23 protein-coding genes are annotated in these 21,632 nt (G+C 63.4%); 5 read left to right on the top strand and 18 right to left on the bottom strand.

Features of this window, described 5'->3' with window-relative positions; all coding sequences use genetic code 11:
- Positions 1-28: 28 nt before the first annotated feature.
- The 3 genes from dnaX (at position 29) to recR (ending at position 3,229) form a co-directional block, all read left to right on the top strand.
- The gene (dnaX, locus tag QQL85_RS12560) at positions 29-2,083 is read left to right on the top strand and encodes a DNA polymerase III subunit gamma/tau (RefSeq protein WP_284353925.1); all 2,055 of its coding nucleotides are present in this window, start codon (positions 29-31) and stop codon (positions 2,081-2,083) included.
- Positions 2,084-2,147: 64 nt separating this feature from the next.
- A complete protein-coding gene (locus QQL85_RS12555; RefSeq protein WP_041167979.1) occupies positions 2,148-2,483 on the top strand; it encodes a YbaB/EbfC family nucleoid-associated protein in 336 nt (111 codons plus the stop codon).
- Between the two features lie 143 nt (positions 2,484-2,626).
- Positions 2,627-3,229, top strand: a complete 603-nt coding sequence (gene recR, locus QQL85_RS12550; RefSeq protein WP_114170166.1) for a recombination mediator RecR — start codon at positions 2,627-2,629, stop codon at positions 3,227-3,229.
- Between the two features lie 127 nt (positions 3,230-3,356).
- On the opposite strand, the gene QQL85_RS12545 is transcribed toward recR, so the two are convergent.
- From QQL85_RS12545 to ccoN (QQL85_RS12470), 16 genes are all read right to left on the bottom strand, one after another.
- Positions 3,357-3,905, bottom strand: a complete 549-nt coding sequence (locus QQL85_RS12545) for an adenine phosphoribosyltransferase (RefSeq protein WP_009683910.1) — start codon at positions 3,903-3,905, stop codon at positions 3,357-3,359.
- Positions 3,906-3,960: 55 nt separating this feature from the next.
- Positions 3,961-4,695, bottom strand: coding sequence for a Crp/Fnr family transcriptional regulator FnrA (gene fnrA, locus QQL85_RS12540; RefSeq protein WP_016711709.1), 735 nt, complete (start codon positions 4,693-4,695; stop codon positions 3,961-3,963).
- A gap of 186 nt (positions 4,696-4,881) precedes the next feature.
- On the bottom strand, positions 4,882-6,264 hold the full coding sequence (hemN, locus tag QQL85_RS12535) for an oxygen-independent coproporphyrinogen III oxidase (RefSeq protein WP_284353924.1): 1,383 nt from the start codon (positions 6,262-6,264) through the stop codon (positions 4,882-4,884).
- Between the two features lie 105 nt (positions 6,265-6,369).
- On the bottom strand, positions 6,370-7,053 hold the full coding sequence (locus QQL85_RS12530; RefSeq protein WP_284353923.1) for a sulfite exporter TauE/SafE family protein: 684 nt from the start codon (positions 7,051-7,053) through the stop codon (positions 6,370-6,372).
- A complete protein-coding gene (gene ccoS / locus QQL85_RS12525; RefSeq protein ID WP_284353922.1) occupies positions 7,046-7,261 on the bottom strand; it encodes a cbb3-type cytochrome oxidase assembly protein CcoS in 216 nt (71 codons plus the stop codon). Before ccoS ends, QQL85_RS12530 begins: the two co-directional genes overlap by 8 nt.
- Entirely contained in the window at positions 7,240-9,714 is a 2,475-nt protein-coding gene (locus QQL85_RS12520; RefSeq protein WP_284353921.1) for a heavy metal translocating P-type ATPase, read from the bottom strand. The genes ccoS and QQL85_RS12520 overlap by 22 nt, the downstream gene beginning before the upstream one ends.
- Before the next feature lie 170 nt (positions 9,715-9,884).
- On the bottom strand, positions 9,885-10,412 hold the full coding sequence (locus QQL85_RS12515) for a FixH family protein (protein ID WP_284353920.1): 528 nt from the start codon (positions 10,410-10,412) through the stop codon (positions 9,885-9,887).
- Positions 10,413-10,427: 15 nt separating this feature from the next.
- Positions 10,428-11,843 (bottom strand): cytochrome c oxidase accessory protein CcoG, encoded by a 1,416-nt coding sequence (gene ccoG, locus QQL85_RS12510; RefSeq protein ID WP_284353919.1) that lies wholly within the window; start codon positions 11,841-11,843, stop codon positions 10,428-10,430.
- 320 nt (positions 11,844-12,163) lie between these two features.
- Positions 12,164-13,144, bottom strand: coding sequence for a cytochrome-c oxidase, cbb3-type subunit III (gene ccoP, locus QQL85_RS12505; RefSeq protein WP_284353918.1), 981 nt, complete (start codon positions 13,142-13,144; stop codon positions 12,164-12,166).
- A complete protein-coding gene (locus QQL85_RS12500; protein WP_284353917.1) occupies positions 13,141-13,332 on the bottom strand; it encodes a cbb3-type cytochrome oxidase subunit 3 in 192 nt (63 codons plus the stop codon). The genes ccoP (QQL85_RS12505) and QQL85_RS12500 overlap by 4 nt, the downstream gene beginning before the upstream one ends.
- Positions 13,333-13,337: 5 nt before the next feature.
- The gene (gene ccoO, locus QQL85_RS12495) at positions 13,338-13,946 is read right to left on the bottom strand and encodes a cytochrome-c oxidase, cbb3-type subunit II (RefSeq protein WP_016488340.1); all 609 of its coding nucleotides are present in this window, start codon (positions 13,944-13,946) and stop codon (positions 13,338-13,340) included.
- Complete coding sequence (ccoN, locus tag QQL85_RS12490; RefSeq protein WP_016498645.1) at positions 13,946-15,388, bottom strand: cytochrome-c oxidase, cbb3-type subunit I; 1,443 nt, start codon at positions 15,386-15,388, stop codon at positions 13,946-13,948. Before ccoN (QQL85_RS12490) ends, ccoO (QQL85_RS12495) begins: the two co-directional genes overlap by 1 nt.
- Before the next feature lie 366 nt (positions 15,389-15,754).
- Positions 15,755-16,696: a cytochrome-c oxidase, cbb3-type subunit III gene (gene ccoP / locus QQL85_RS12485; RefSeq protein ID WP_284353916.1), complete on the bottom strand. Its 942-nt coding sequence runs from the start codon at positions 16,694-16,696 to the stop codon at positions 15,755-15,757.
- Complete coding sequence (locus tag QQL85_RS12480; RefSeq protein ID WP_016711696.1) at positions 16,693-16,887, bottom strand: cbb3-type cytochrome oxidase subunit 3; 195 nt, start codon at positions 16,885-16,887, stop codon at positions 16,693-16,695. Before QQL85_RS12480 ends, ccoP (QQL85_RS12485) begins: the two co-directional genes overlap by 4 nt.
- 5 nt (positions 16,888-16,892) lie before the next feature.
- Positions 16,893-17,501, bottom strand: a complete 609-nt coding sequence (ccoO, locus tag QQL85_RS12475) for a cytochrome-c oxidase, cbb3-type subunit II (protein ID WP_016498648.1) — start codon at positions 17,499-17,501, stop codon at positions 16,893-16,895.
- A 13-nt stretch (positions 17,502-17,514) separates the two neighbouring features.
- Positions 17,515-18,939 (bottom strand): cytochrome-c oxidase, cbb3-type subunit I, encoded by a 1,425-nt coding sequence (ccoN, locus tag QQL85_RS12470; protein ID WP_016488335.1) that lies wholly within the window; start codon positions 18,937-18,939, stop codon positions 17,515-17,517.
- 50 nt (positions 18,940-18,989) lie between these two features.
- Between ccoN (QQL85_RS12470) and QQL85_RS12465 the strand changes: the two genes are divergently transcribed.
- Complete coding sequence (locus tag QQL85_RS12465) at positions 18,990-19,682, top strand: alpha/beta family hydrolase (protein WP_284353915.1); 693 nt, start codon at positions 18,990-18,992, stop codon at positions 19,680-19,682.
- Between the two features lie 51 nt (positions 19,683-19,733).
- Here QQL85_RS12465 and QQL85_RS12460 read toward each other — a convergent pair whose 3' ends face one another.
- Positions 19,734-20,018, bottom strand: coding sequence for a pyrimidine/purine nucleoside phosphorylase (locus QQL85_RS12460; protein ID WP_043203870.1), 285 nt, complete (start codon positions 20,016-20,018; stop codon positions 19,734-19,736).
- 72 nt (positions 20,019-20,090) lie between these two features.
- A complete protein-coding gene (locus QQL85_RS12455; protein WP_264387131.1) occupies positions 20,091-20,642 on the bottom strand; it encodes an exonuclease domain-containing protein in 552 nt (183 codons plus the stop codon).
- A 171-nt stretch (positions 20,643-20,813) separates the two neighbouring features.
- On the opposite strand from QQL85_RS12455, the gene QQL85_RS12450 reads away from it, so the two are divergent.
- Complete coding sequence (locus tag QQL85_RS12450; RefSeq protein WP_284354239.1) at positions 20,814-21,614, top strand: substrate-binding periplasmic protein; 801 nt, start codon at positions 20,814-20,816, stop codon at positions 21,612-21,614.
- The last annotated feature ends 18 nt before the right edge of the window (positions 21,615-21,632 follow it).

The raw sequence follows: 21,632 nt of genomic DNA, 5'->3' as shown, positions 1-21,632 counted from the left end.
CGCTCTATCAGGCTACGATGGTTTTTCGATGAGTTATCAGGTTCTTGCACGTAAATGGCGTCCGCGCTCGTTCCGCGAAATGGTCGGCCAGGCCCATGTGCTGAAGGCCTTGATCAATGCCTTGGACAATCAGCGCCTGCACCATGCCTACCTGTTCACCGGTACCCGGGGCGTGGGCAAGACGACCATCGCCCGTATTATCGCCAAGTGCCTGAACTGCGAGACCGGCATCACCTCCACGCCGTGTGGCACTTGTTCGGTGTGCCGTGAGATCGACGAAGGCCGCTTCGTCGACCTGATCGAGATCGACGCCGCCAGCCGCACCAAGGTCGAGGACACCCGCGAACTGCTCGACAACGTGCAGTACGCCCCGAGCCGTGGGCGCTTCAAGGTCTACCTGATCGACGAAGTGCACATGCTCTCGACCCACTCGTTCAACGCCTTGCTCAAGACGCTGGAGGAGCCGCCGCCCTACGTCAAGTTCATCCTCGCCACCACCGACCCACAGAAGCTGCCAGCTACCATCCTGTCGCGCTGCCTGCAGTTTTCGCTGAAGAACATGAGCCCGGAGCGGGTAGTCGAGCACCTCAGCCATGTGCTGGCCGCAGAGAATGTGCCGTTCGAGCCCGATGCCCTGTGGTTGCTGGGCCGGGCTGCCGATGGTTCGATGCGTGATGCCATGAGCCTGACCGACCAGGCCATCGCCTTTGGCGAAGGCAAGGTGCTGGCCGCCGATGTGCGGGCCATGCTTGGCAGCCTTGATCACGGCCAGGTCTACGGCGTATTACAGGCCTTGCTCGAAGGCGATGCCCGGGCCTTGCTGGAGGCCGTGCGCAACCTGGCCGAACAGGGCCCGGACTGGGCTGGCGTGCTGGCTGAAATGCTCAATGTGCTGCACCGTGTGGCGATCGCTCAGGCACTGCCGGAGGCCGTGGACAACGGCCAGGGCGATCGCGATCGGGTGTTGGCGCTAGCCCAGGCGCTGCCGGCCGAGGACGTGCAGTTCTATTACCAGATGGGCCTGATCGGCCGCCGTGACCTGCCGTTGGCGCCGGACCCGCGTGGCGGCTTTGAAATGGTCCTGTTGCGCATGCTGGCGTTCCGTCCGGCCGACACCGGCGACGCACCGAAACCGGTGCTAAAGCCAGTGGGGATCAGCCAGGCCACAGCTGATCCTGCAACGCCGGTGGCAGCCCCAGCGGTTGCCGTGGCGCCAACTGCTGCTGTGGAGCCTGCTCCGGCTGCCGCGCCGGTCGAGCCAACGCCACAGCCAGTTGTCGAGGCAGTGCCGGTCTTTGAGCCTGCTCCGGTTGTTGAAGCAGAGCCAGCGGCCGAGGTAATCGACCTGCCATGGGAAGCGCCAGCTGCAGCTCCAGATTCGGCGCCGGTACTGGCAGAGCCCGAGCCTGAGCCGGCGCCTGCACCCGCACCCGCGCCTGTACCCGCGGCTCCAGCCCCCAAGGCGACCCCGGCCCATGATGACCAGCCGCCTTTCGACCCGTCCGCCTACTCCGCCGTAGGCATGGAGCGGGACGATGAGCCACCACTGGACGAAGACTACTACGGCGGTGAAAGCGACCCGGTCGGTTTCAGCTACCTGGACGAACTGGCCGAGCACATCCAGGAAGAGGCGCCCAAGCCAGTAGCCGAACCGCTGCCAGCGGCCAAGCCGGCCACTGGCCTGGCCCTGCAATGGCTGGAATTATTCCCGCAGTTGCCTGTGTCCGGGATGACAGGCAACATCGCGGCAAACTGTACGCTGATTGCCGCCGACGGTGACGACTGGCTGTTGCACCTTGACCCTGGCCAGGGCGCGCTGTTCAACACGACCCAGCAGCGGCGGTTGAACGAAGCGCTCAACCAGCACCTGGGGCGCACGCTGAACCTGCGCATCGAGCTGGTCCTGCCCGAGCAGGAAACCCCGGCCCAGGCGGCAGCGCGCAAGCGTGCCGAGCGCCAGCAGGACGCCGTCGCCTCGATCGAGCAGGATCCGTTGATCCAGCAGATGATCAAGTTGTTCGGTGCCAAGGTGCGGCAGGATACTATTGAGCCTGTAGAGGCCCTGGTCAATCAGGGCCAGTAACGGATAACCATGCGGCTGGCCCTGCGCCGGGCCGCATCATATGACCCAATCGAGGTATACCCCCATGATGAAAGGTGGCATGGCCGGCCTGATGAAGCAGGCCCAGCAGATGCAGGAAAAGATGCAGAAGATGCAGGAAGAGCTGGCCAACGCTGAAGTCACCGGCCAGTCCGGTGGTGGCCTGGTGAGCGTGGTGATGACCGGTCGTCACGACGTCAAGCGTGTCAGCATCGACCAGAGCCTGATGTCGACTGATGAAGACGACAAGGAAGTGCTGGAAGACCTCATCGCCGCCGCGCTGAACGACGCCGTGCGCAAGATCGAGCAGAGCAGCCAGGACAAGATGGGCGGCATGACCGCCGGCATGCAACTGCCGCCTGGCTTCAAGATGCCGTTCTAAGGGCATTGCGATACCGAAAACCGCCGCTGAAACCAGCGGCGGTTTTTTTTGCAAAGATTTCAGCCAGGGCGCGGTCTACTGATTTGACGCCACTGCCCCCGCTGGGTATAAACCGCCTCTTATTGAATTGTCAGGCCTTTCTCATGAGCTTCAGCCCCCTCATCCGCCAACTGATCGACGGCCTGCGTATTCTGCCCGGTGTCGGCCAGAAGACCGCCCAGCGCATGGCCCTGCAACTGCTTGAGCGTGACCGCAGCGGTGGCCTGCGCCTGGCCCAGGCGTTGACCCAAGCCATGGAAGGGGTGGGCCACTGCCGCCAGTGCCGCACCCTGACCGAGCAGGAGCTGTGCCCGCAATGCGCGGATACGCGCCGTGACGATACCCAACTGTGCGTGGTGGAGGGGCCGACCGATGTGTATGCAGTGGAGCAGACGGGCTACCGGGGGCGTTACTTCGTGCTCAAGGGCCACTTGTCGCCGCTGGACGGCCTGGGGCCAGAGGCGATCGGCATTCCACAGCTGATGGCGCGGATCGAGGAGCAGGGCACGTTTACCGAGGTGATCCTGGCGACTAACCCGACGGTGGAGGGGGAGGCGACAGCGCACTACATAGCGCAGCTGCTGAGCGAGAAAGGGCTGGTGGCTTCGCGGATTGCCCATGGCGTGCCGCTGGGTGGCGAGCTGGAGATGGTAGATGGTGGTACCTTGGCCCATGCATTCGCAGGGCGGCGGCCGATTTCGCTCTGATTCAGAATTGCTGGGGCCCCTGTGGGAGCGGGTTCACCCGCGAACACCGGCGCAGCCGGTGCCATACACCGCGTTGGGTTCTTCGCGGGTGAACCCGCTCCCACAGGGTCAGCGTTGCCCCTGATACTCAGTATTCGCTGAGGGAAAACTCGGTCAGGCAGAAGGTAGGCACCCCAGCCGCCTGCAACCGGCGCGACCCGTCCAGCTCCGGCAGGTCAATGATCGCCGCCGCTTCGAACACCTGCGCCCCGGTGCGGCGCACCAGGTTGGCTGCCGCTAGCAGCGTACCGCCCGTGGCAATCAGGTCATCGAAGATCAACACCGAATCCCCTTCGCACAGGCTGTCGGCATGCACTTCCAGGAAGGCCTCGCCGTACTCGGTCTGGTAGCCCTCGCTCAGCACGTCAGCGGGCAGCTTGCCTTGCTTGCGGAACAGGATCAGCGGTTTGTTCAGCTGGTGGGCGATGATCGAACCAATCAGGAAGCCCCGCGCGTCCATGGCACCAATGTGGCTGAATTCGGCCTCGACATAGCGCTCGATGAACTGGTCGGCCACATAGCGCAGGCCGCGCGGCGACTGGAACAGCGGGGTGATATCGCGAAAGATCACGCCGGGTTTGGGGAAGTCCACTACCGGGCGGATCAGGGCTTTGAGGTCGAAGGCGTCGCTGTGCATTGTTGCGGGTATCCTGGGAAAACGAATGCCCAAGTATACCCGCTAAACGCCGGCCTCAGGCCTCGATTGCACCACCGGCCAGCGCACACAGCTGGATCGGGTCGAGGATGTGCACTTCCTTGCCCTCGGCGCGGATCAGGCCGTTCTGCTGGAACCGTGTGAACACCCGCGACACGGTTTCCACCGCCAGGCCAAGGTAGTTACCGATTTCGTTGCGCGACATGCTCAGGCGGAACTGGTTGGCCGAATAGCCGCGGGCGCGGAAGCGTGCCGACAGGTTGACCAGGAAGGTAGCGATGCGCTCGTCGGCGGTTTTTTTCGACAGCAGCAGCATCATTTGCTGGTCGTCGCGGATTTCCCGGCTCATCACCCGCATCAGCTGGCGGCGTAGCTGCGGCAGCTGTACCGATAGCTCGTCGAGGCGCTCGAAGGGAATCTCGCACACGGAAGTGGTTTCCTGAGCCTGGGCCGACACCGGGTAGGCCTCGGTGTCCATGCCCGACAGCCCGACCAGTTCGCTGGGCAGGTGGAAGCCGGTAATCTGCTCTTCGCCGCTGTCGCTGAGGCTGAAGGTTTTCAGGGCGCCGGAACGTACGGCATAGACCGAGCCGAAATTGTCACCCTGGCGGAACAGGAACTCGCCTTTTTTCAGTGGGCGCCCGCGTTTGACGATTTCATCCAGTGCATCCATGTCTTCCAGGTTCAGTGAAAGAGGCAGGCACAGGGGGGCCAGGCTGCAGTCCTTGCAATGGGCCTGGTTGTGTGGGCGCAGTTTGACTGGCTCGGACATTTGAATCGATCCTTGTGGGAAAGCACACATAAGTCGTAAGGGTAACTCACGACGTAGGGTGTAGGCCAGTGTGCGCGTTTTTGGTGCGCCCTGGCGATACCCCGGCCGGCGACCGGCCGGGAGTCCTTGTGTGCCAATAGTGTGCCCGGCAAGGAAACTTGTCCATGCGGTTGAACGACTCGGTTTTCAGATCACCCGCGAGAAGCGCTGGCGGTTTTGCATGGCCAGGTAGGCGTCGAACACCATGCACACCGAGCGCGCCAGCAGGCGGCCAGCCGGCAGGATGCGGATGCCCTTGTCGTCCAGGCTGATCAGGCCGTCGCGCTGCAAGGTCAGCAGCTCGGGCCAGAGGTCATTGAAGTAGCCGCGAAAATCAAGGGTGAAGGCCTGTTCGATCGGCTCGAAGTCCAGCTCGAAATGGCAGATCAGTTGCTGGATCACCGCGCGCCGCACGCGGTCGTCGTGGTTGCACAGCAGGCCGCGCTGGGTGGCCAGTTGGGCGTTGGACAGGCTGTCCTGATAGGTGTTGAGGTCGCTGCTGTTCTGGCAGTACAGGTCGCCGATCTGGCTGATGGCCGACACACCCAGGCCAATCAGGTCGCAATGCCCGTGGGTGGTGTAGCCCTGGAAGTTGCGCTGCAGGGTGCCTTCTTCCTGGGCAATGGCCAGCTCGTCGTCGGGCAGGGCGAAGTGGTCCATGCCGATGTAGCGGTAACCGGCGGCGGTCAGTTGGTCGATGGTGGCGTGCAGCATCTCCAGCTTGGCCGCTGCACTAGGCAGGTCGTTGTTGTCGATACGCCGCTGCGGCATGAAGCGCTCGGGCAGGTGGGCGTAGTTGAACACCGACAGGCGGTCGGGCTGCAAGCGGATCACCTCTTCGACGGTGCGGGCAAAGCCTTCCGGGGTTTGCTTGGGCAGGCCGTAAATCAGGTCGAGGTTGATCGAGCGGAACTGCAACGTGCGTGCGGCTTCGATCAGGGTGCGGGTTTGCTCAAGGCTTTGCAGGCGGTTGACCGCACGCTGCACGGCTGGGTCCAGGTCCTGCACGCCCAGACTGACGCGGTTGAAACCCAGCTCGCGCAGCAGGCCCATGGTTGACCAGTCAGCTTCGCGGGGGTCGATTTCGATGCCATAGTCGCCGGAGTCGTCGTCCAGCAGGTGGAAGTGCTGGCGCAGGGTGGCCATTAACTGGCGCAGTTCCACATGGCTGAGGAAGGTCGGTGTGCCGCCGCCGAAATGCAACTGTTCAACACGTTGTTTAGGGGCAAGGTGGCAGGCGATCAGCTGGATTTCCTGCTCCAGACGTTGCAGGTAGGGGGCCGCGCGGGCGCGGTCCTTGGTGATGACCTTGTTACAGGCACAGTAGTAACAGATGTTGGCGCAAAACGGCACATGCACATACAGCGACAGCGGGCGGGTGGCCCGACGGCTCTCGCGCAGGGCGTGAAGCAGGTCGAACGAACCCACCTCGCTGTGCAATTGCACGGCGGTCGGGTAAGAGGTATAGCGTGGCCCGGCGAGATCGTAACGGCGGATCAAGTCGGTATCCCAACGTAGGTCGTCGAGCATGTGGGCGGTCCCCGGAAAGAGCAGCAGTGCACCGGAGTCTATGGCCGTCTGTAGGAATCTGTGTTGATTTGTATCAAGGGCATCGGGGCTGCAAAGCGGCCCCCATCAATGGCCCATCAGCCAATGCTGGTGCGGCCCGGGCAGGGTCCACACTCCAAACAGCATCACCATTACCCCGCCCGCTACACGCACACTGCGCCTTCTCAACAAAGCGTTTACCCGCTCTGCGGCCAATCCGGTCGCCAGCAACACCGGCCAGGTCCCCACCCCAAACGCCAGCATCAATGCCGCGCTGTACCCGGCATTGCCCTGGCTGGCCGCCCACAGCAGGGTGCTGTACACCAACCCGCACGGCAGCCACCCCCACAGTGCGCCCAGCAGTAACGCCCGGGGCAGGCTGGACACGGGTAGCAAACGTGACGCCATCGGCTGGATATGCCGCCACAGCCCTCGGCCCAATCCCTCGATGCGGGTCAGTCCGCTCCACCAGCCGGCCAGGTACAGGCCCATGGTAATCAACAGCAGCGCCGCCAGCACCCGCAGCGCCAGCGCTGCCGGGCTGCTGGCCACGGCCCAGCCAGCCAGGCCCAGCAGCAGGCCGGCGCAGGCATAGCTGAAAATGCGCCCAAGGTTGTACGCCAGCAGCAGGCGCAAGCGCCGGCCACGTTGTTCGGGTGGGATGGCCAAGGTAAGCGCGCCCATCAGACCGCCGCACATGCCCAGGCAATGGCCGCCGCCGAGCAGGCCAAGGATCAGTGCCGAGCCAAGCAGGGGAAGCAGGTCAGGCACGGGGGGGTGTTACCTTGTCGGTGTCGGTCGGGGCGTCGTCAGGCTTTACCGCCGCTTGGTGGCGCGGATCCTGATCGTCGAACAGGATGCTGTGGGCGGGGCCTTCGAGGTCGTCGTACTGGCCGCTGTCCACCGCCCAGAAGAAAATGTACACGGCCACGCCGACCAGTAGCAGGGCTGCAGGGATCATGACATAGAGGGCGGGCATGGTGACTTCCTCCCGGGCAAGGTGGCTGCATGCGTTGTCGGGCTTGCTGCCGAGGGCATGCGGGTCAATCGCAGGGCATTGAGCACGACGATCAACGAGCTGACCGACATGCCGATGGCCGCCCATACCGGGGTGATCCAGCCGAGCGCGGCAAACGGCAACATCAGGCCATTATACAGGGTGGCCCACAGCAGGTTCTCGAGGATGTTGCGGCGGGTGCGGCGGGCCAGGTCGAATGCCTGCACCAGCGCCTCCAGGCGGTTGGACAGCAGCACGGCGTCGGCGCTGGTCTTGGCTAGATCGGTGGCGCTGCCCATGGCGATGCTGATGTCGGCTGCGGCCAGCACCGGCACGTCGTTGACCCCGTCGCCCAGCATCAGCACTTTGCGTCCGGCCGCCTGCAAGGCTTTCAGTCTGTCCAGCTTGTCGTCCGGGCGCAGGCCACCAATGGCCTGGTCGATGCCCAGCTGTGCGGCCACTTCGGCGACCATGGGCGAGCTGTCGCCCGACAGCAGCAGCGTACGCCAGCCACGGGCCTTGCAGGCGGCGAGCAGGGCAGGGGCATCGTCGCGCAGGCGGTCGTCCAGGCCGAACCAGGCCAATGGCCCCTGGCGGTCACCCAGCAGTAGCCACTGGCCACGCGGCTCTGGCACGCCGGGAATCTCTGCGCCACTCAGGGCACAGACGAAGGTGGCCTGGCCAATGCGCAGGTGCTGTCCGTCTACCAGCCCCTCCAGGCCCAGGCCGGGTAGGGTCTGCACATCGTCCGCAGGCGCGGCGGTGAGACCAAAGGCACGGGCGATGGGGTGTTCGGAGCGGTTTTCCAGCGCGGCGGCCAGGGCCAGGCAGCGATCGGCGGGCAGGCTGCCGAGTGGGCGGATGTTGCGCAGTGTCAGGCGGCCTTCGGTCAGCGTGCCGGTCTTGTCGAAAATCACCGTGTCGATCTGGTTCATGCCTTCCAGCACATGGCCGCGGGTCACCAGCAGGCCGAGCTTGTGCAAGGTGCCGGTGGCGGCGGTAAGCGCGGTTGGCGTAGCCAGGGACAGCGCACAAGGACAGGTGGCTACCAGCATCGCCAGCACGATCCAGAATGCTCGCGCAGGGTCCAGGTGCCACCACCACAAGCCGATGGCCACGGCGGCCAGCAGCGAGAACAGCAGGAACCACTGCGAGGCCCGGTCGGCGATTTCGGCCAGGCGCGGCTTTTCGGTCTGGGCGCGCTCCAGCAGGCGGACGATGGCCGACAGTCGCGAATCGTGGCCCAGTGCTTCGACTTCCACGTTCAGGGTGCTTTCGACATTCAGCGTACCACCGGTGACCCGTTCGCCAACCCGGCGCGGTTGTGGCAGGTATTCGCCAGTCAGCAGCGACTCATCCACGCTGGAACGGCCTTCGATAATGCGCCCGTCGGCGGGGATCACGGCGCCTGGCAGCACTTGCACCGTGTCACCACGCTTCAGCTCGCTGAGCAGGATGCGCTCGCTGCGGCCAATGGCGTCCAGGCGCAGGCATGAGGCCGGCAGCAGGTTGACCAACTGCGCTGTAGCCGCAGCCGTGCGTTCGCGGGCGCGGCGCTCGAGGTAGCGGCCAGTGAGCAGGAACAGGGCGAACATGCCCACCGTGTCGAAATACAGCTCGCCGCTGCCGGTGATGGCCGTCCAGATGCCGGCGCCGAAGGCCAGGGCGATGGCCAGCGACACCGAAACGTCCATGGTCAGGTGGCGAGTGCGCAGGTCGCGTGCCGCGCCTTTGAAAAACGGCGCGCAACTGTAGAACACGATGGGGATTGTCAGGAACAGTGCCACCCAGCGCAGGATGGTGTGCAGTTCGGGCGACAGGTCGATGTTGAATTCTGGCCAGGTGGCCATGGTCGCCATCATCGCCTGGAACCACAGCAACCCGGCCACGCCCAGGCGGCGCAGGGCACTGCGGTTTTCACGGGCCAGCTGTTCGGCGGCCTGGTCGGGCTGGTAGGGGTGGGCGGCATAGCCGATCTGGCGCAGCTCGGCGAGCAGGCGAGAGAGCGGCAGTAGCTTGTCGTCCCAGTTCAGCAGCAGGCGGTGGTTGGACAGGTTCAGGCGCGCCTCGGCAACGCCGGGCAGGTTGCGCAGGTGCTTTTCGATCAGCCAGCCGCAGGCGGCGCAACTGATGCCTTCGACCAGCAGGGTGGTTTCGGCCAGTTCGCCCGGGTGGCGGACGAAGGTTTGCTGTATGTCGCTGCGGTCGTACAGGGCCAGCTCGTCTTGCAGCTGTTTGGGCAGGGCTTCGGGGTTGGCGCTGTTGTCGCTGCGGTGCTGGTAGTAATGCTCCAGGCCACCGGCGACGATCGACTCGGCCACCGCCTGGCAGCCGGGGCAGCAGAACTGCCGGGGCTGGCCGAGGACCACGGCGGTAAAGCGGCTGCCGGCGGGGACGGGCAGGGCGCAGTGGTAGCAGGGGGTGGGCTGGGTCATTGCATCATTGCCTTACACATATCGGCGCGGTTGACGCGCTCCCCTGTAGGAGCGGCCTTGTGTCGCGAAAGGGGCGCGAAGCGGCCCCACGATTTCAGCTTCGCAGCATAGATTGCCGGGGCTGCTGCGCAGCCCTTTCGGACCGGTCCGACGCTTCGGCAAGGCCGCTCCTACAGGTGCTCAGCGCCTTGGATAGCTTCATCACCCAGCTGCAAGGTCACACCATGCGCCACTTTTTCCTCTTCGAACAAGCGCCACACCTGGCCACCTTCGCTCCCCAGCAGCTCAACGAAGCGCCGACCGTCGACCTTGTCTTCCAGCTGCCCCACATAACGCCCTGTTTCAACCCGGCTCAGCAGCACCTTGCGGTCCTTCTCCGGCTGGGTGGGCGAAATCAGGTTCAGCTCCAGACTCTGCGGGCCACTGCTGCCAGTCAGGCGCAGGTCTACTTCGCCGGTCAGTTCGTCCAGGTGCACGCTGGCCTTCAGGCCCAGCTGCTGCGCCAGCAGTTCGCGGTCCAGCGAGCGGTTGATGCCCTTGCCTGCCTCGTAGTAGTTGTCGTTCACCAGGTTGTCCGGGTTGCGCACGGCAATGCTGACCATGGTCAGGCTCAGGCACACCGAAGTGGTGAGGATGCCGATGATGATCCAGGGCCAGAGGTGCTTGTACCAGGGGCTGGCGGCGGTGGCGGCAGGCATTGTGCGTTATCTCTCTTAGCGGATCTGTGGGCCGATGAAGCGGCTCTTGGCTTCAACCTGGGCGTCGCTGTCATCGGCGCTCTTGAGGATGAAGGTGATTTCGTTGGTGGTCGAGGGCAGTTTCTCGGGGGCGACCGACAGCTGCACCGGCAGGCTGACGATATCACCAGCAGCCACGCGGATCTCGCGCTGACCTTCGAGCTTGAGGTCTGGCAGGCCGGCGGCGTCCAGCACATAGACGTGGTCGCGCTGGTCTTTGTTCATCACCTTCAGGCTGTACACGTTCTCGATCCGGCCTTGAGCGTTTTCGCGGTACAGCACGCGGTCCTTGCTGACGTCGAAACCGACCAGCGAGCGGGTGGCGAAGGCGGTGGCCAGGCCGATGATCATCACCAGCAGCACCACGGCATAGCCGATCAGGCGTGGGCGCAGCATGTGGGTTTTCTGCCCGGACAGGTTGTGCTCGGTGGTGTAGCTGATGAGCCCTTTGGGGTAGTTCATCTTGTCCATGATGCTGTCGCAGGCGTCGATGCATGCGGCGCAGCCGATGCACTCGATCTGCAAGCCGTCACGGATGTCGATGCCGGTGGGGCAGACTTGTACGCACATGGTGCAGTCGATGCAGTCACCGAGGCCCTGGGCCTTGTAGTCGGCATCTTTCTTGCGCGGGCCGCGGGTTTCGCCACGGCGCGGGTCGTAGGACACGATCAGCGTGTCCTTGTCGAACATCACGCTCTGGAAGCGGGCGTAGGGGCACATGTACACGCACACCTGCTCGCGCAACCAGCCGGCGTTGCCGTAAGTGGCAAGGGTGAAGAAGCCGACCCAGAAGTAGGCCCAGCCATCGGCCTGGCCGGTGAAGAATTCGATGACCAGTTCGCGGATGGGCGAGAAGTAGCCGACGAAGGTCATGCCGGTGACAAAACCGATCAGCAGCCACAGGCTGTGCTTGGCGAACTTGCGCAGGAACTTGTTACCGCTCATGGGGGCTTTGTCGAGCTTCATGCGCTGGTTGCGGTCGCCTTCGGTGACCTTTTCGCACCACATGAAAATCCACGTCCACACGCTTTGCGGGCAGGTGTAGCCGCACCACACGCGGCCTGCGTAAACGGTGACGAAGAACAGGCCGAAGGCGGCGACGATCAGGATGCCCGACAGCAGGATGAAGTCCTGCGGCCAGATGGTGGCGCCGAAGATGTAGAACTTGCGTTCGGGCAGGTTCCACCACACGGCCTGGTGGCCGCCCCAATTCAGCCACACGGTGCCGAAGTACAGCAGGAACAATACCGCACCGCCGACCATGCGCAGGCGGCGGAACAGGCCGGTGAAGGCGCGGGTGTAGATCTTTTCCCGGGAGGCGTAGAGGTCGACGGAATCCTTCCCTTTGCTGGCAGGCGGGGTGACGTCATGTACCGGAATTTGCTTGCTCATCATCAAGTCCCACGGCAGTGGAGAAACGCCGCGGCCAGTGCGTGCCGGCCGCAGTCTCGCGCAATCTGCTAGCGCTCTGCGACCCATGATACGCCGCTGATGGCAGTATGGGGCCGCACTGCGACCTTTAGTCGCGTTGGGTTCGTGGTATGAATCGTGTTATGGCGGGTGTCAATTGATCCAGGTCAGTCTGGCGGTGGAAAACCGTTGTCAGTGCCGGCCTCTTCGCAGGCAAGCCCGCTCCCACAGGTACTGCACAGGTCCCGAGGCATGTGCAGGACCTGTGGGAGCGGGCTTGCCCGCGAAGAGGCCAGGCCTGCTTACTCGGTCTTGGCCGGCGCCTGGTCCTGATGCGACAGGCTGTACACATAAGCCGCCAGCAAGTGCACCTTGTCATTACCCTGCAGCTGCTCCTGGGCCGGCATCTGCCCTTGGCGACCATAACGAATGGTCTGTTGCAGCTGGGCAAAGCTCGAACCGTAGATGAACGCCTGTGGGTGGGTCAGGTTCGGCGCACCCATGGCCGGTGTGCCTTTGCCCTCCGGCCCGTGGCAGGCCACGCAGTTGGCGGCGAAGATCTTCTGCCCGTTTTCGGCATCGGCCTTCGCGCCCTCTGGCAGGGTACGGCCATCCAGCTTGCTGACCACGAATGCAGCCACGTCGGCCACGCCCTGTTCACCGATCACTTCGGCCCAGGCAGGCATCACACCGTGGCGGCCGCCCATGATGGTGGTTTTGATCGTGTCGGGCTCGCCGCCCCAGCGCCAGTCGTTGTCGGTGAGGTTAGGGAAGCCGAAGGCACCCTTGGCGTCGGAGCCGTGGCACACCGAGCAGTTGGAGGCGAACAGCCGCGCGCCCATTTTCAGCGCCTGAGGGTCCTTGGCCACGTCCGCGATGGGCATGGCAGCGAACTTGGCGAAGATCGGCCCGAAGCGGGCGTCGGCCTTGGCCATTTCCTTTTCCCACTCGTGCACGCCGGTCCAGCCCGGCTGGCCATTGGAGAACTCGGTCTGCTTGTCGTTATCCAGGTACGAATAGCCCGGCAGAATGCCTTTCCAGTTGCCCAGGCCCGGGTACATCACCAGGTAGCCAAGGGCGAAAATGATGGTGCCTACGAACAGCCAGAACCACCATTTGGGCAGCGGGTTGTCATATTCCTCGATGCCATCGAAGGCATGTCCGACGGTTTCATCGGTCACCTCTTCGCGCTGGCCCTTGCGGGTGGACAGCAGCAGCCAGGTCAGTGAGAAGATGGTGCCCAGGGTCAGGACGGTAACGTACAGACTCCAGAAGGTTGTCATTGTTGTTTGCTCCCAGAAGCTTTTGCGTGCTCAACGTGCCGGCTGGCCTCGGGGTCATCCGCGAAGGGCAGTTGGGTCGCTTCGTCGAAGTCCTTTTTACGCCGTGGGTTGAACACCCACAGCGCCAGGCCCACGAAGGCCACCATCACCACGACGGTGCCCAGGCCGCGAATCATCCCGATATCCATCAGCGTCACCGTTTGCTTTTGATGATGGTGCCAAGACCCTGCAGGTACGCAACGATGGCGTCCATTTCGGTCTTGCCCTTGACCGCGTCACGCGCGCCGGCAATGTCGGCATCGGTGTACGGGGTGCCGAGTGTGCGCAGCACCTCCAGCTTCTTCGCGGTGTCCTTGCCGTCGAGCTTGTTCTCGACCAGCCACGGGTAGGACGGCATCTTCGATTCCGGCACCACGTTGCGCGGGTTGTACAGGTGCGCGCGGTGCCAGTCATCGGAGTAGCGGCCACCGACCCGGGCCAGGTCCGGCCCGGTACGCTTGGAACCCCACAGGAACGGGTGGTCCCACACGCTTTCGCCAGCCACCGAGTAGTGGCCGTAGCGCTCGGTTTCGGCGCGGAACGGGCGGATCATCTGCGAGTGGCAGCCTACGCAGCCTTCGCGGATGTAGATGTCGCGGCCTTCCACTTCCAGCGCGGTGCGCGGCTTCATGCCTTCAACGGGTTTGTTGGTGACGTCCTGGAAAAACAACGGGACGATCTGGGTCAGGCCACCGACGCTCACGGCGATGACCATGAAGAAGGCCAGCAGGCCTATGTTCTTCTCGACGGCTTCATGCTTCATCAGTGCGCTCCCACAACGACGATCTTGGCGGCTTCCTCAGCCTGTGCCGGGTTGGCGGCACGTACGGTACGGAACACGTTGTAGGCCATCAGCAGCATGCCGCTGGCGAAGAACGCACCGCCCAGGGCGCGGACGATATAGCCAGGGTGGCTGGCTTGCAGGGCTTCGACGAAGGAGTAGGTGAGGGTGCCGTCATCGTTGATGGCGCGCCACATCAGGCCTTGGGTGATGCCGTTGACCCACATCGAGGCGATGTACAGCACGGTACCGATGGTGGCCAGCCAGAAGTGCGCGTTGATCAGGCCGATGCTGTGCATCTGCTCGCGACCGTAGAGTTTCGGGATCATGTGGTACACGGCGCCGATCGAGATCATGGCTACCCAGCCGAGGGCGCCGGCGTGCACATGGCCGATGGTCCAGTCGGTGTAGTGCGACAGCGAGTTCACGGTCTTGATGGCCATCATCGGGCCTTCGAAGGTGGACATGCCGTAGAACGCCAGCGAAACGACCAGGAAGCGCAGGATCGGGTCGGTGCGCAGTTTGTGCCAGGCGCCCGACAGGGTCATCATGCCGTTGATCATGCCGCCCCAGCTTGGCGCCAGCAGGATGATCGACATCACCATGCCCAGCGACTGCGCCCAGTCGGGCAGGGCGGTGTAGTGCAGGTGGTGCGGGCCGGCCCAGATGTACAGGGTGATCAGCGCCCAGAAGTGCACGATCGACAGGCGATACGAGTAGATCGGCCGCTCGGCCTGCTTGGGCACGAAGTAGTACATCATCCCCAGGAAACCGGTGGTGAGGAAGAAGCCCACGGCGTTGTGGCCGTACCACCACTGGATCATCGCGTCGGTGGCACCGGCGTAGGCCGAGTACGACTTGAACAGGCTCACCGGCAGCGAGATGTGGTTGACGATGTGCAGCATCGCGGTGACCACGATGAAGGCGCCGTAGAACCAGTTGCCGACGTAGATGTGCTTGGTCTTGCGCTTGACGATGGTGCCGAAGAACACCAACCCGTAGGTGACCCAGACAATGGCCAGCAGGATCGCCAGCGGCCATTCGAGCTCGGCGTATTCCTTGGTGGTGGTGTAGCCCATCGGCAGGGTGATCAGCGCGCCGAGGATCACCGCCTGCCAACCCCAGAAGGTGAAGGCGGCCATGCTGTCGGAGATCAGCCGGGTCTGGCAGGTGCGCTGCACCACGTAGTAGCTGGTGCCGAACAGCGCACAGCCCCCGAAGGCGAAGATCACCAGGTTGGTGTGCAACGGGCGCAGGCGGCCGAAGCTGGTCCAGGGCAGGTCTAGGTTCAGTTGCGGCCATACCAGCTGCGAGGCGATGAAGACGCCGAGGCCCATGCCAAGGATCCCCCAGACCACCGTCATGATGGCGAACTGGCGGACGACCTTATAGTTATAAGCAGTCGGACTGATTGCTGTGCTCATTCTAAGGTTCCACGGTTTTGATGTTCTTGTTGGTCGAAAAATCGGCGCCAGTATTGATAACCATCAGGGTTACCGCAACGCAACTTTGGTACGCCGACCCGTGTCCGAGCCCGTTCGCTGATGTCCCGCAGCGATCGGGTCCGGACGATTGTACACAAATAAATATTTGTAATGTGTACCGTTTTTCATCTTTTTCTGATCGATCGGTCAGGCTTTTTATCGGGACGGCGACAGGCTATGCGCCGCGTCTGCATCGGTCCTTTCGGAGCGAAGCCCACTGTGGCAACAAGCTTAGTTCTGTTCGGAGGGGGTGCAAGGGGGGAGTACGGCGGGGGAGAGCTGGGGCCGCAAAGCGGCCCCAAGGTATTACTTGGCAGTTACAGTTTCAGCAGCGCTATCTTGCGACAGGCTATACACATAAGCCGCCAGCAGATGCACCTTGTCATTACCCTGGATTTCGGCCTGCGCCGGCATCTGCCCCTGGCGACCATAGCGAATGGTCTGCTGCAGCTGGGCAAAGCTCGACCCGTAGATGAACGCCTGTGGGTGGGTCAGGTCTGGCGCGCCCATGGCCGGGGTGCCTTTGCCTTCCGGCCCGTGGCAGGCCACGCAGTTGCCGGCGAAGATCTCCTTGCCCTTGGCCGGATCGGCCTTGGCGCCTTCCGGCAGGCTGCGGCCGTCCATGCTGGTCAGCACGAACGCGGCCACATCGGCCACGCCCTGCTGGCCGATCACCTCGGCCCAGGCCGGCATCACACCGTGGCGGCCGTTCATGATCGAAGCCTTGATGGTTTCTGCTTCGCCGCCCCAGCGCCAGTCCTTGTCGGTGAGGTTGGGGAAGCCGAAGGCACCTTTGGCGTCCGAGCCGTGGCACACCGAGCAGTTGGAGGCAAACAGGCGGCCGCCCATTTTCAGCGCCTGCGGGTCCTTGGCCACTTCTTCCACGGGCATGGCGGCGTACTTGGCGAAGATCGGGCCGAATTTGGCGTCGGCCTTGTCCATTTCCTTCTGCCATTCGTTGGCGCCGGTCCAGCCATTTTCATAGCCCGGCAGGATGCCTTTCCAGTTGCCCAGGCCCGGGTAGAGGATCAGGTAGCCGACCGAGAACACCAGGGTGCCGACGAACAACCAGAACCACCACTTGGGCAGCGGGTTGTCGTACTCCTCGATGCCGTCGAAGCTGTGGCCCATGGTCTGGTCAGTGGTGTTCTTGCTCTCGCCCTTGCGGGTGGCGAGCAACAGCCAGGTCAGGCCAATCAGGCTACCGATGGTCAGTACGCTGATGTACGTACTCCAGAAGGTGGTCATTGCCCGTTACTCCTTTTTGCAGCAGGTTCCTGCCCGGCAGGGGGCAGGCGGTCGTCGACGAAGGGCAGCAGGCGCGCTTCGGCGAAATCACGGTCGCGGCGGCGGTTGAATACCCACAGCGAGAGGCCGATGAAGGCGATCATCACCACCAGGGTGCCCAGGCCGCGGATCATGCCGATGTCCAGTTCCATCGCACTCACCTCTTGTTCTTGATCGCGGTGCCGAGCACCTGCAGGTAGGCGACCAGCGCGTCCATCTCGGTCTTGCCCTTGACCGCATCGCGGGCGCCGGCAATGTCGTCGTCGGAGTACGGCACGCCCAGGGTGCGCAAGGTGCGCATCTTGACGTCGGTGTGGCTGTTGTCGACCTGCTGGGCGACCAGCCACGGATAGGACGGCATCTTCGATTCCGGCACCACGTTGCGCGGGTTGTACAGGTGCGCGCGGTGCCAGTCGTCCGAGTAGCGGCCACCGACCCGGGCCAGGTCCGGCCCGGTGCGCTTGGAGCCCCACAGGAACGGGTGGTCCCACACGCTTTCACCAGCCACCGAATAGTGGCCGTAGCGCTCGGTTTCGGCGCGGAACGGGCGGATCATCTGCGAGTGGCAACCTACGCAGCCCTCGCGGATGTAGATATCGCGGCCTTCCAGTTGCAGCGCGGTGTAGGGCTTCATGCCTTCCACCGGCTTGTTGGTGACGTCCTGGAAGAACAGCGGGACGATCTGGGTCAGGCCGCCGATACTGACGGCGAACACCATCAGAAGGGCCATCAGGCCGACGTTTTTCTCGATGACTTCATGTTTCATCAGGCGTTTCTCCTCAAGCCAACTGGGCGTTCGCAGGGGCGACGTCAAGCGCTGGCGAACGCACGGTGCGCCAGGTGTTCCAGGCCATCAGGAACATGCCGCTGAGGAAGATCGCGCCGCCAACGAAGCGCACGACAAAGCCTGGGTGGCTGGCCACCAGGGTTTCCACGAACGAGTAGGTGAGCGTGCCGTCGCTGTTGACGGCGCGCCACATCAGGCCCTGGGCGATGCCGTTGACCCACATCGAGGCGATGTACAGCACGGTGCCGATGGTGGCCAGCCAGAAGTGCGCATTGATCAGGCCGAGGCTGTACATGCGCTCTTTGCCGAACACTTTCGGGATGGTGTGGTACAGCGCACCGATCGAAATCATTGCCACCCAGCCGAGGGCGCCGGCGTGCACATGGCCGATGGTCCAGTCGGTGTAGTGGGACAGGGCGTTGACCGTCTTGATGGCCATCATCGGGCCTTCGAAGGTGGACATGCCGTAGAACGCCAGCGAAACGACCAGGAAGCGCAGGATCGGGTCGCTGCGCAGTTTGTGCCAGGCGCCCGACAGGGTCATCATGCCGTTGATCATGCCGCCCCAGCTGGGCGCCAGCAGGATCAGCGACATCACCATGCCCAGCGATTGTGCCCAGTCGGGCAGGGCGGTGTAGTGCAGGTGGTGCGGACCGGCCCAGATGTACAGGGTGATCAGCGCCCAGAAGTGCACGATCGACAAGCGATAGGAATACACCGGGCGTTCGGCCTGCTTGGGCACGTAGTAGTACATCATCCCCAGGAAGCCTGCGGTCAGGAAGAAGCCTACCGCGTTGTGGCCGTACCACCACTGCACCATGGCGTCGGTGGCGCCGGCGTAGACCGAGTACGACTTGGTCAGGCTGACCGGCAGTTCCAGGTTGTTGACGATGTGCAGCAGCGCCACGGTGAGGATGAAGGCCCCGAAGAACCAGTTACCCACATAGATGTGTTTGGTGTTGCGCTTCATCAGCGTGCCGAAGAACACGATGGCGTAGGCCACCCAGACGATGGTGATCAGGATGTCGATCGGCCATTCCAGTTCGGCGTATTCCTTGGAGCTGGTGTAGCCCAGCGGCAGGCTGATGGCCGCCAGCAGGATCACCAGTTGCCAGCCCCAGAAGGTGAACGCGGCCAGGCCCGGTGCGAACAGGGTGGTCTGGCAGGTGCGTTGCACCGAATAATAGGAGGTGGCAAACAGCGCGCAGCCGCCGAAAGCGAAGATCACCGCATTGGTATGCAGGGGGCGCAGGCGGCCGAAGCTGGTCCAGGGGAGGTCGAAGTTGAGGGAAGGCCAGGCGAGCTGGGCGGCGATGAAGACGCCGAGCCCCATCCCGACGATTCCCCACACCACCGTCATGATGGCGAATTGGCGGACCACCTTGTAGTTATAGGCGGTACTGCTGGTTGTGTTCATGTATGGGTTCCCATCCACGGTTATTTGGCAGGCTTTACAGCGAGGCAAGCATGATTAATGGGCAAAGTGCCGGTATTGACGGGGATCAATGGGCGAAGGTCGGAAATGTCCCAGGCTTGCGCTGCGATCTTCCGCAGGTTGAAGGTAAGGATGGCTACAAAGGCTGCCTGATCCTGGCCCATGGCGCAGGTGCGCCGATGGACAGCGGGTTCATGGACGAAATGGCGCAAAGGCTTGCGGCGCTTGGGGTAGCGGTCGTGCGGTTCGAGTTCCCGTACATGGCCGAGCGCAGGGTTACTGGTGGCAAGCGACCGCCGAACCCGCAGAAGGTGTTACTGGAATGCTGGCGCGAGGCGTACCGGCAGGTGCGACCTTTGGTCGCGGGCAGGTTGGCCGTGGGTGGCAAGTCCATGGGCGGGCGCATGGCCAGCCTGCTGGCCGACGAATTGGGTGCGGATGCGCTGGTGTGCCTGGGCTATCCCTTTTACGCGGTGGGTAAACCTGAGAAGCCGCGCGTGGAGCACCTGGCCGAGTTGAAAACGCCGACGTTGATCGTGCAGGGCGAGCGGGATGCGCTGGGCAACCGCGAGGCGGTGGCAGGGTATGCATTATCGCCAGCGATCGAGGTGAGCTGGCTAGTGGCGGGGGATCATGACCTGAAGCCGTTGAAGGCCTCGGGGTTCAGCCATGAACAGCATATGCAGGCGGCGGCTGAGAAGGTTGCAGCCTTCCTCAAGGGTTAGTGCTGGATTCTTCGCGGGTAAACCCGCGAAGAGGCCGGTACAAGCTGACGCTTAGTCGCGGTACTCGCACAGGTAAGCGGTATCAACCGCCACCTTCAGCTGGAACTTGCTGTCAGCGGCAACATTGAACTTGTCGCCCGCCTTGAAGGTTTCCCAGTTGTCGCTACCCGGCAATTTCACGGTCAGCGCACCCGACACCACATGCATGATTTCGCGCTTGGCAGTGCCGAACTCGTATTCGCCCGGGGCCATCACGCCGACAGTGGCCGGGCCTTCTTCGCCCGCGAATGCGATCGACTTGACGGTGCCGTTGAAGTACTCGTTGACCTGGAACATGGGCGACTCCTGAAAAGGGGATGAAAAAGGGCTGGCCAGTATGCCCAAGCCCACAAGCCTCGTCATCTGCTTTCAGGGGCTGTTGGCTGGGAGCGTCAACGGTAGCAACCGTGCCGTGTTGCGTGCGTCTTCCAGCGCCCGGTGCTGTTGCCCACAAAAGTGCATGCCGGCCAGTTGCAAGGCTCCGTTCAAACCCGTGGGGCGTTGCAGGTGGCGGGCTTTGGCAAAGCGCTGCTTGAGGTTGATGTGCGGCAGGGTGCGCAACAGGCTGTCGAGCCCGTGCTGTTGCCATTCCTGATGCAGTTGCTGGCGGTCGTAGTCGCCCCAGCTGACCCAGGCCTGGAGCTGCCCACGGTGGTGCCCGAGCCAGCGCTCGAAGCTTGCCCACACCTCGTGAAACGGTGCGGCGCCGTCCACGTTGGCCTGGCTGATGTGCGTCAGCTCACGGCAGAACGGCGTGAGCTGCGGACGCCGCCGTGGCCGCACAAAACGCTGGAAATGGTCGACCTCACGGCCTTCGCGGGTAACCAGGCTTGCGCCGATTTCAATGACTTCCATCTCTGTGACCGGCCACCCACCATCGTCGGTGGTGGCTTCCAGGTCGATCACCAACCAATGGCCCATACCAGGCTCCCTTGCAGATCCTGCTAGAGCGTAGCCAATCTCTGCGCATACGGCACCCCCTGGCATTTTGCCGCCTGCTTTGGCGTAAAGAGCAGGTACCAGCAGTTGTGCCGCCCCCGGAAAACGCCTAGCTTAAGCGGACCCAGGCATGAACCGTGATGAGTGTCCGTCTTGACTCCAGCGCCCGGCCTCAAGGCCCTGTCCACCCTGATGCTGCTGGCCGTGTACTGGCTGGCGGTGCCGGCATGGGCCGCAGATGCCGTCGAGGTGAAGGTCGGCGCTGCGCACTTCCCGCCGTACACGGTGCGTCCCGAACAGGGGGCCGACACCGGCCTGCTGCCGCAACTGGTCGACGCGCTCAATCGCTTGCAGCAGGGCTATCACTTTGTCCTGGTGCCCACGTCAATCCAGCGGCGTTTTGGTGACTTCCAGCAGGGCCGCACCGACATGGCGATTTTCGAGAATCCGCAATGGGGCTGGGAGCAGATTGCCCACCAGACCGTGGACATGGGCCTGGAGGATGCCGAAGTATTCGTTGCCCGCCAGGCCAATGGCAGCGACCCGCATTACTTCGATGACCTGCGTGGCAAACGCCTGGCATTGTTCAACGGCTATCACTACGCGTTCGCCCGCTTCAATTCCGACCCGGACTACTTGCGCACCACCTTTAACGCGACCCTGACCTACTCCCACGACAGTAACCTGCTGATGGTGCAGGCCGGCCGCGTCGATATCGCCCTGGTCACGCGCTCCTACCTCAGCGACTTCATGGCGCGCAACCCGGCCAGCAGGGCGCAGCTGGTGCCTTCGCAACGCATTGACCAGGTGTATCACCACTACGCGTTGCTGCGCCCGGGTGCGCCTATCGGCGAGCGGTCGTTCGCCGGCCTGCTGCGAGACCTGCGTGACAGCGGTGAACTGGCGCGGATCTTCAAGCCCTACCGCATCACCGTATCGGTCCCCAAAGACTAAATTCATGCACCACGGCAA

The organism is Pseudomonas putida (assembly GCF_030159595.1).
Taxonomy (GTDB): Bacteria; Pseudomonadota; Gammaproteobacteria; order Pseudomonadales; family Pseudomonadaceae; genus Aquipseudomonas; species Aquipseudomonas putida_AC.
This window is presented reverse-complemented; position numbering and strand designations above follow the sequence as displayed.

Excerpts from the sequence above, each read along its gene's own strand:
- dnaX (WP_284353925.1), top strand. The coding sequence starts at position 29 with ATGAGTTATCAGGTTCTTGCACGTAAATGGCGTCCGCGCTCGTTCCGC.
- QQL85_RS12555 (WP_041167979.1), top strand. The coding sequence starts at position 2,148 with ATGATGAAAGGTGGCATGGCCGGCCTGATGAAGCAGGCCCAGCAGATG.
- recR (WP_114170166.1), top strand. The coding sequence starts at position 2,627 with ATGAGCTTCAGCCCCCTCATCCGCCAACTGATCGACGGCCTGCGTATT.
- QQL85_RS12545 (WP_009683910.1), bottom strand. The coding sequence starts at position 3,905 with ATGCACAGCGACGCCTTCGACCTCAAAGCCCTGATCCGCCCGGTAGTG.
- fnrA (WP_016711709.1), bottom strand. The coding sequence starts at position 4,695 with ATGTCCGAGCCAGTCAAACTGCGCCCACACAACCAGGCCCATTGCAAG.
- hemN (WP_284353924.1), bottom strand. The coding sequence starts at position 6,264 with ATGCTCGACGACCTACGTTGGGATACCGACTTGATCCGCCGTTACGAT.
- ccoS (WP_284353922.1), bottom strand. The coding sequence starts at position 7,261 with ATGCCCGCCCTCTATGTCATGATCCCTGCAGCCCTGCTACTGGTCGGC.
- QQL85_RS12520 (WP_284353921.1), bottom strand. The coding sequence starts at position 9,714 with ATGACCCAGCCCACCCCCTGCTACCACTGCGCCCTGCCCGTCCCCGCC.
- QQL85_RS12515 (WP_284353920.1), bottom strand. The coding sequence starts at position 10,412 with ATGCCTGCCGCCACCGCCGCCAGCCCCTGGTACAAGCACCTCTGGCCC.
- ccoG (WP_284353919.1), bottom strand. The coding sequence starts at position 11,843 with ATGAGCAAGCAAATTCCGGTACATGACGTCACCCCGCCTGCCAGCAAA.
- ccoP (WP_284353918.1), bottom strand. The coding sequence starts at position 13,144 with ATGACAACCTTCTGGAGTCTGTACGTTACCGTCCTGACCCTGGGCACC.
- QQL85_RS12500 (WP_284353917.1), bottom strand. The coding sequence starts at position 13,332 with ATGGATATCGGGATGATTCGCGGCCTGGGCACCGTCGTGGTGATGGTG.
- ccoO (WP_016488340.1), bottom strand. The coding sequence starts at position 13,946 with ATGAAGCATGAAGCCGTCGAGAAGAACATAGGCCTGCTGGCCTTCTTC.
- ccoN (WP_016498645.1), bottom strand. The coding sequence starts at position 15,388 with ATGAGCACAGCAATCAGTCCGACTGCTTATAACTATAAGGTCGTCCGC.
- ccoP (WP_284353916.1), bottom strand. The coding sequence starts at position 16,696 with ATGACCACCTTCTGGAGTACGTACATCAGCGTACTGACCATCGGTAGC.
- QQL85_RS12480 (WP_016711696.1), bottom strand. The coding sequence starts at position 16,887 with ATGGAACTGGACATCGGCATGATCCGCGGCCTGGGCACCCTGGTGGTG.
- ccoO (WP_016498648.1), bottom strand. The coding sequence starts at position 17,501 with ATGAAACATGAAGTCATCGAGAAAAACGTCGGCCTGATGGCCCTTCTG.
- ccoN (WP_016488335.1), bottom strand. The coding sequence starts at position 18,939 with ATGAACACAACCAGCAGTACCGCCTATAACTACAAGGTGGTCCGCCAA.
- QQL85_RS12465 (WP_284353915.1), top strand. The coding sequence starts at position 18,990 with ATGATTAATGGGCAAAGTGCCGGTATTGACGGGGATCAATGGGCGAAG.
- QQL85_RS12460 (WP_043203870.1), bottom strand. The coding sequence starts at position 20,018 with ATGTTCCAGGTCAACGAGTACTTCAACGGCACCGTCAAGTCGATCGCA.
- QQL85_RS12455 (WP_264387131.1), bottom strand. The coding sequence starts at position 20,642 with ATGGGCCATTGGTTGGTGATCGACCTGGAAGCCACCACCGACGATGGT.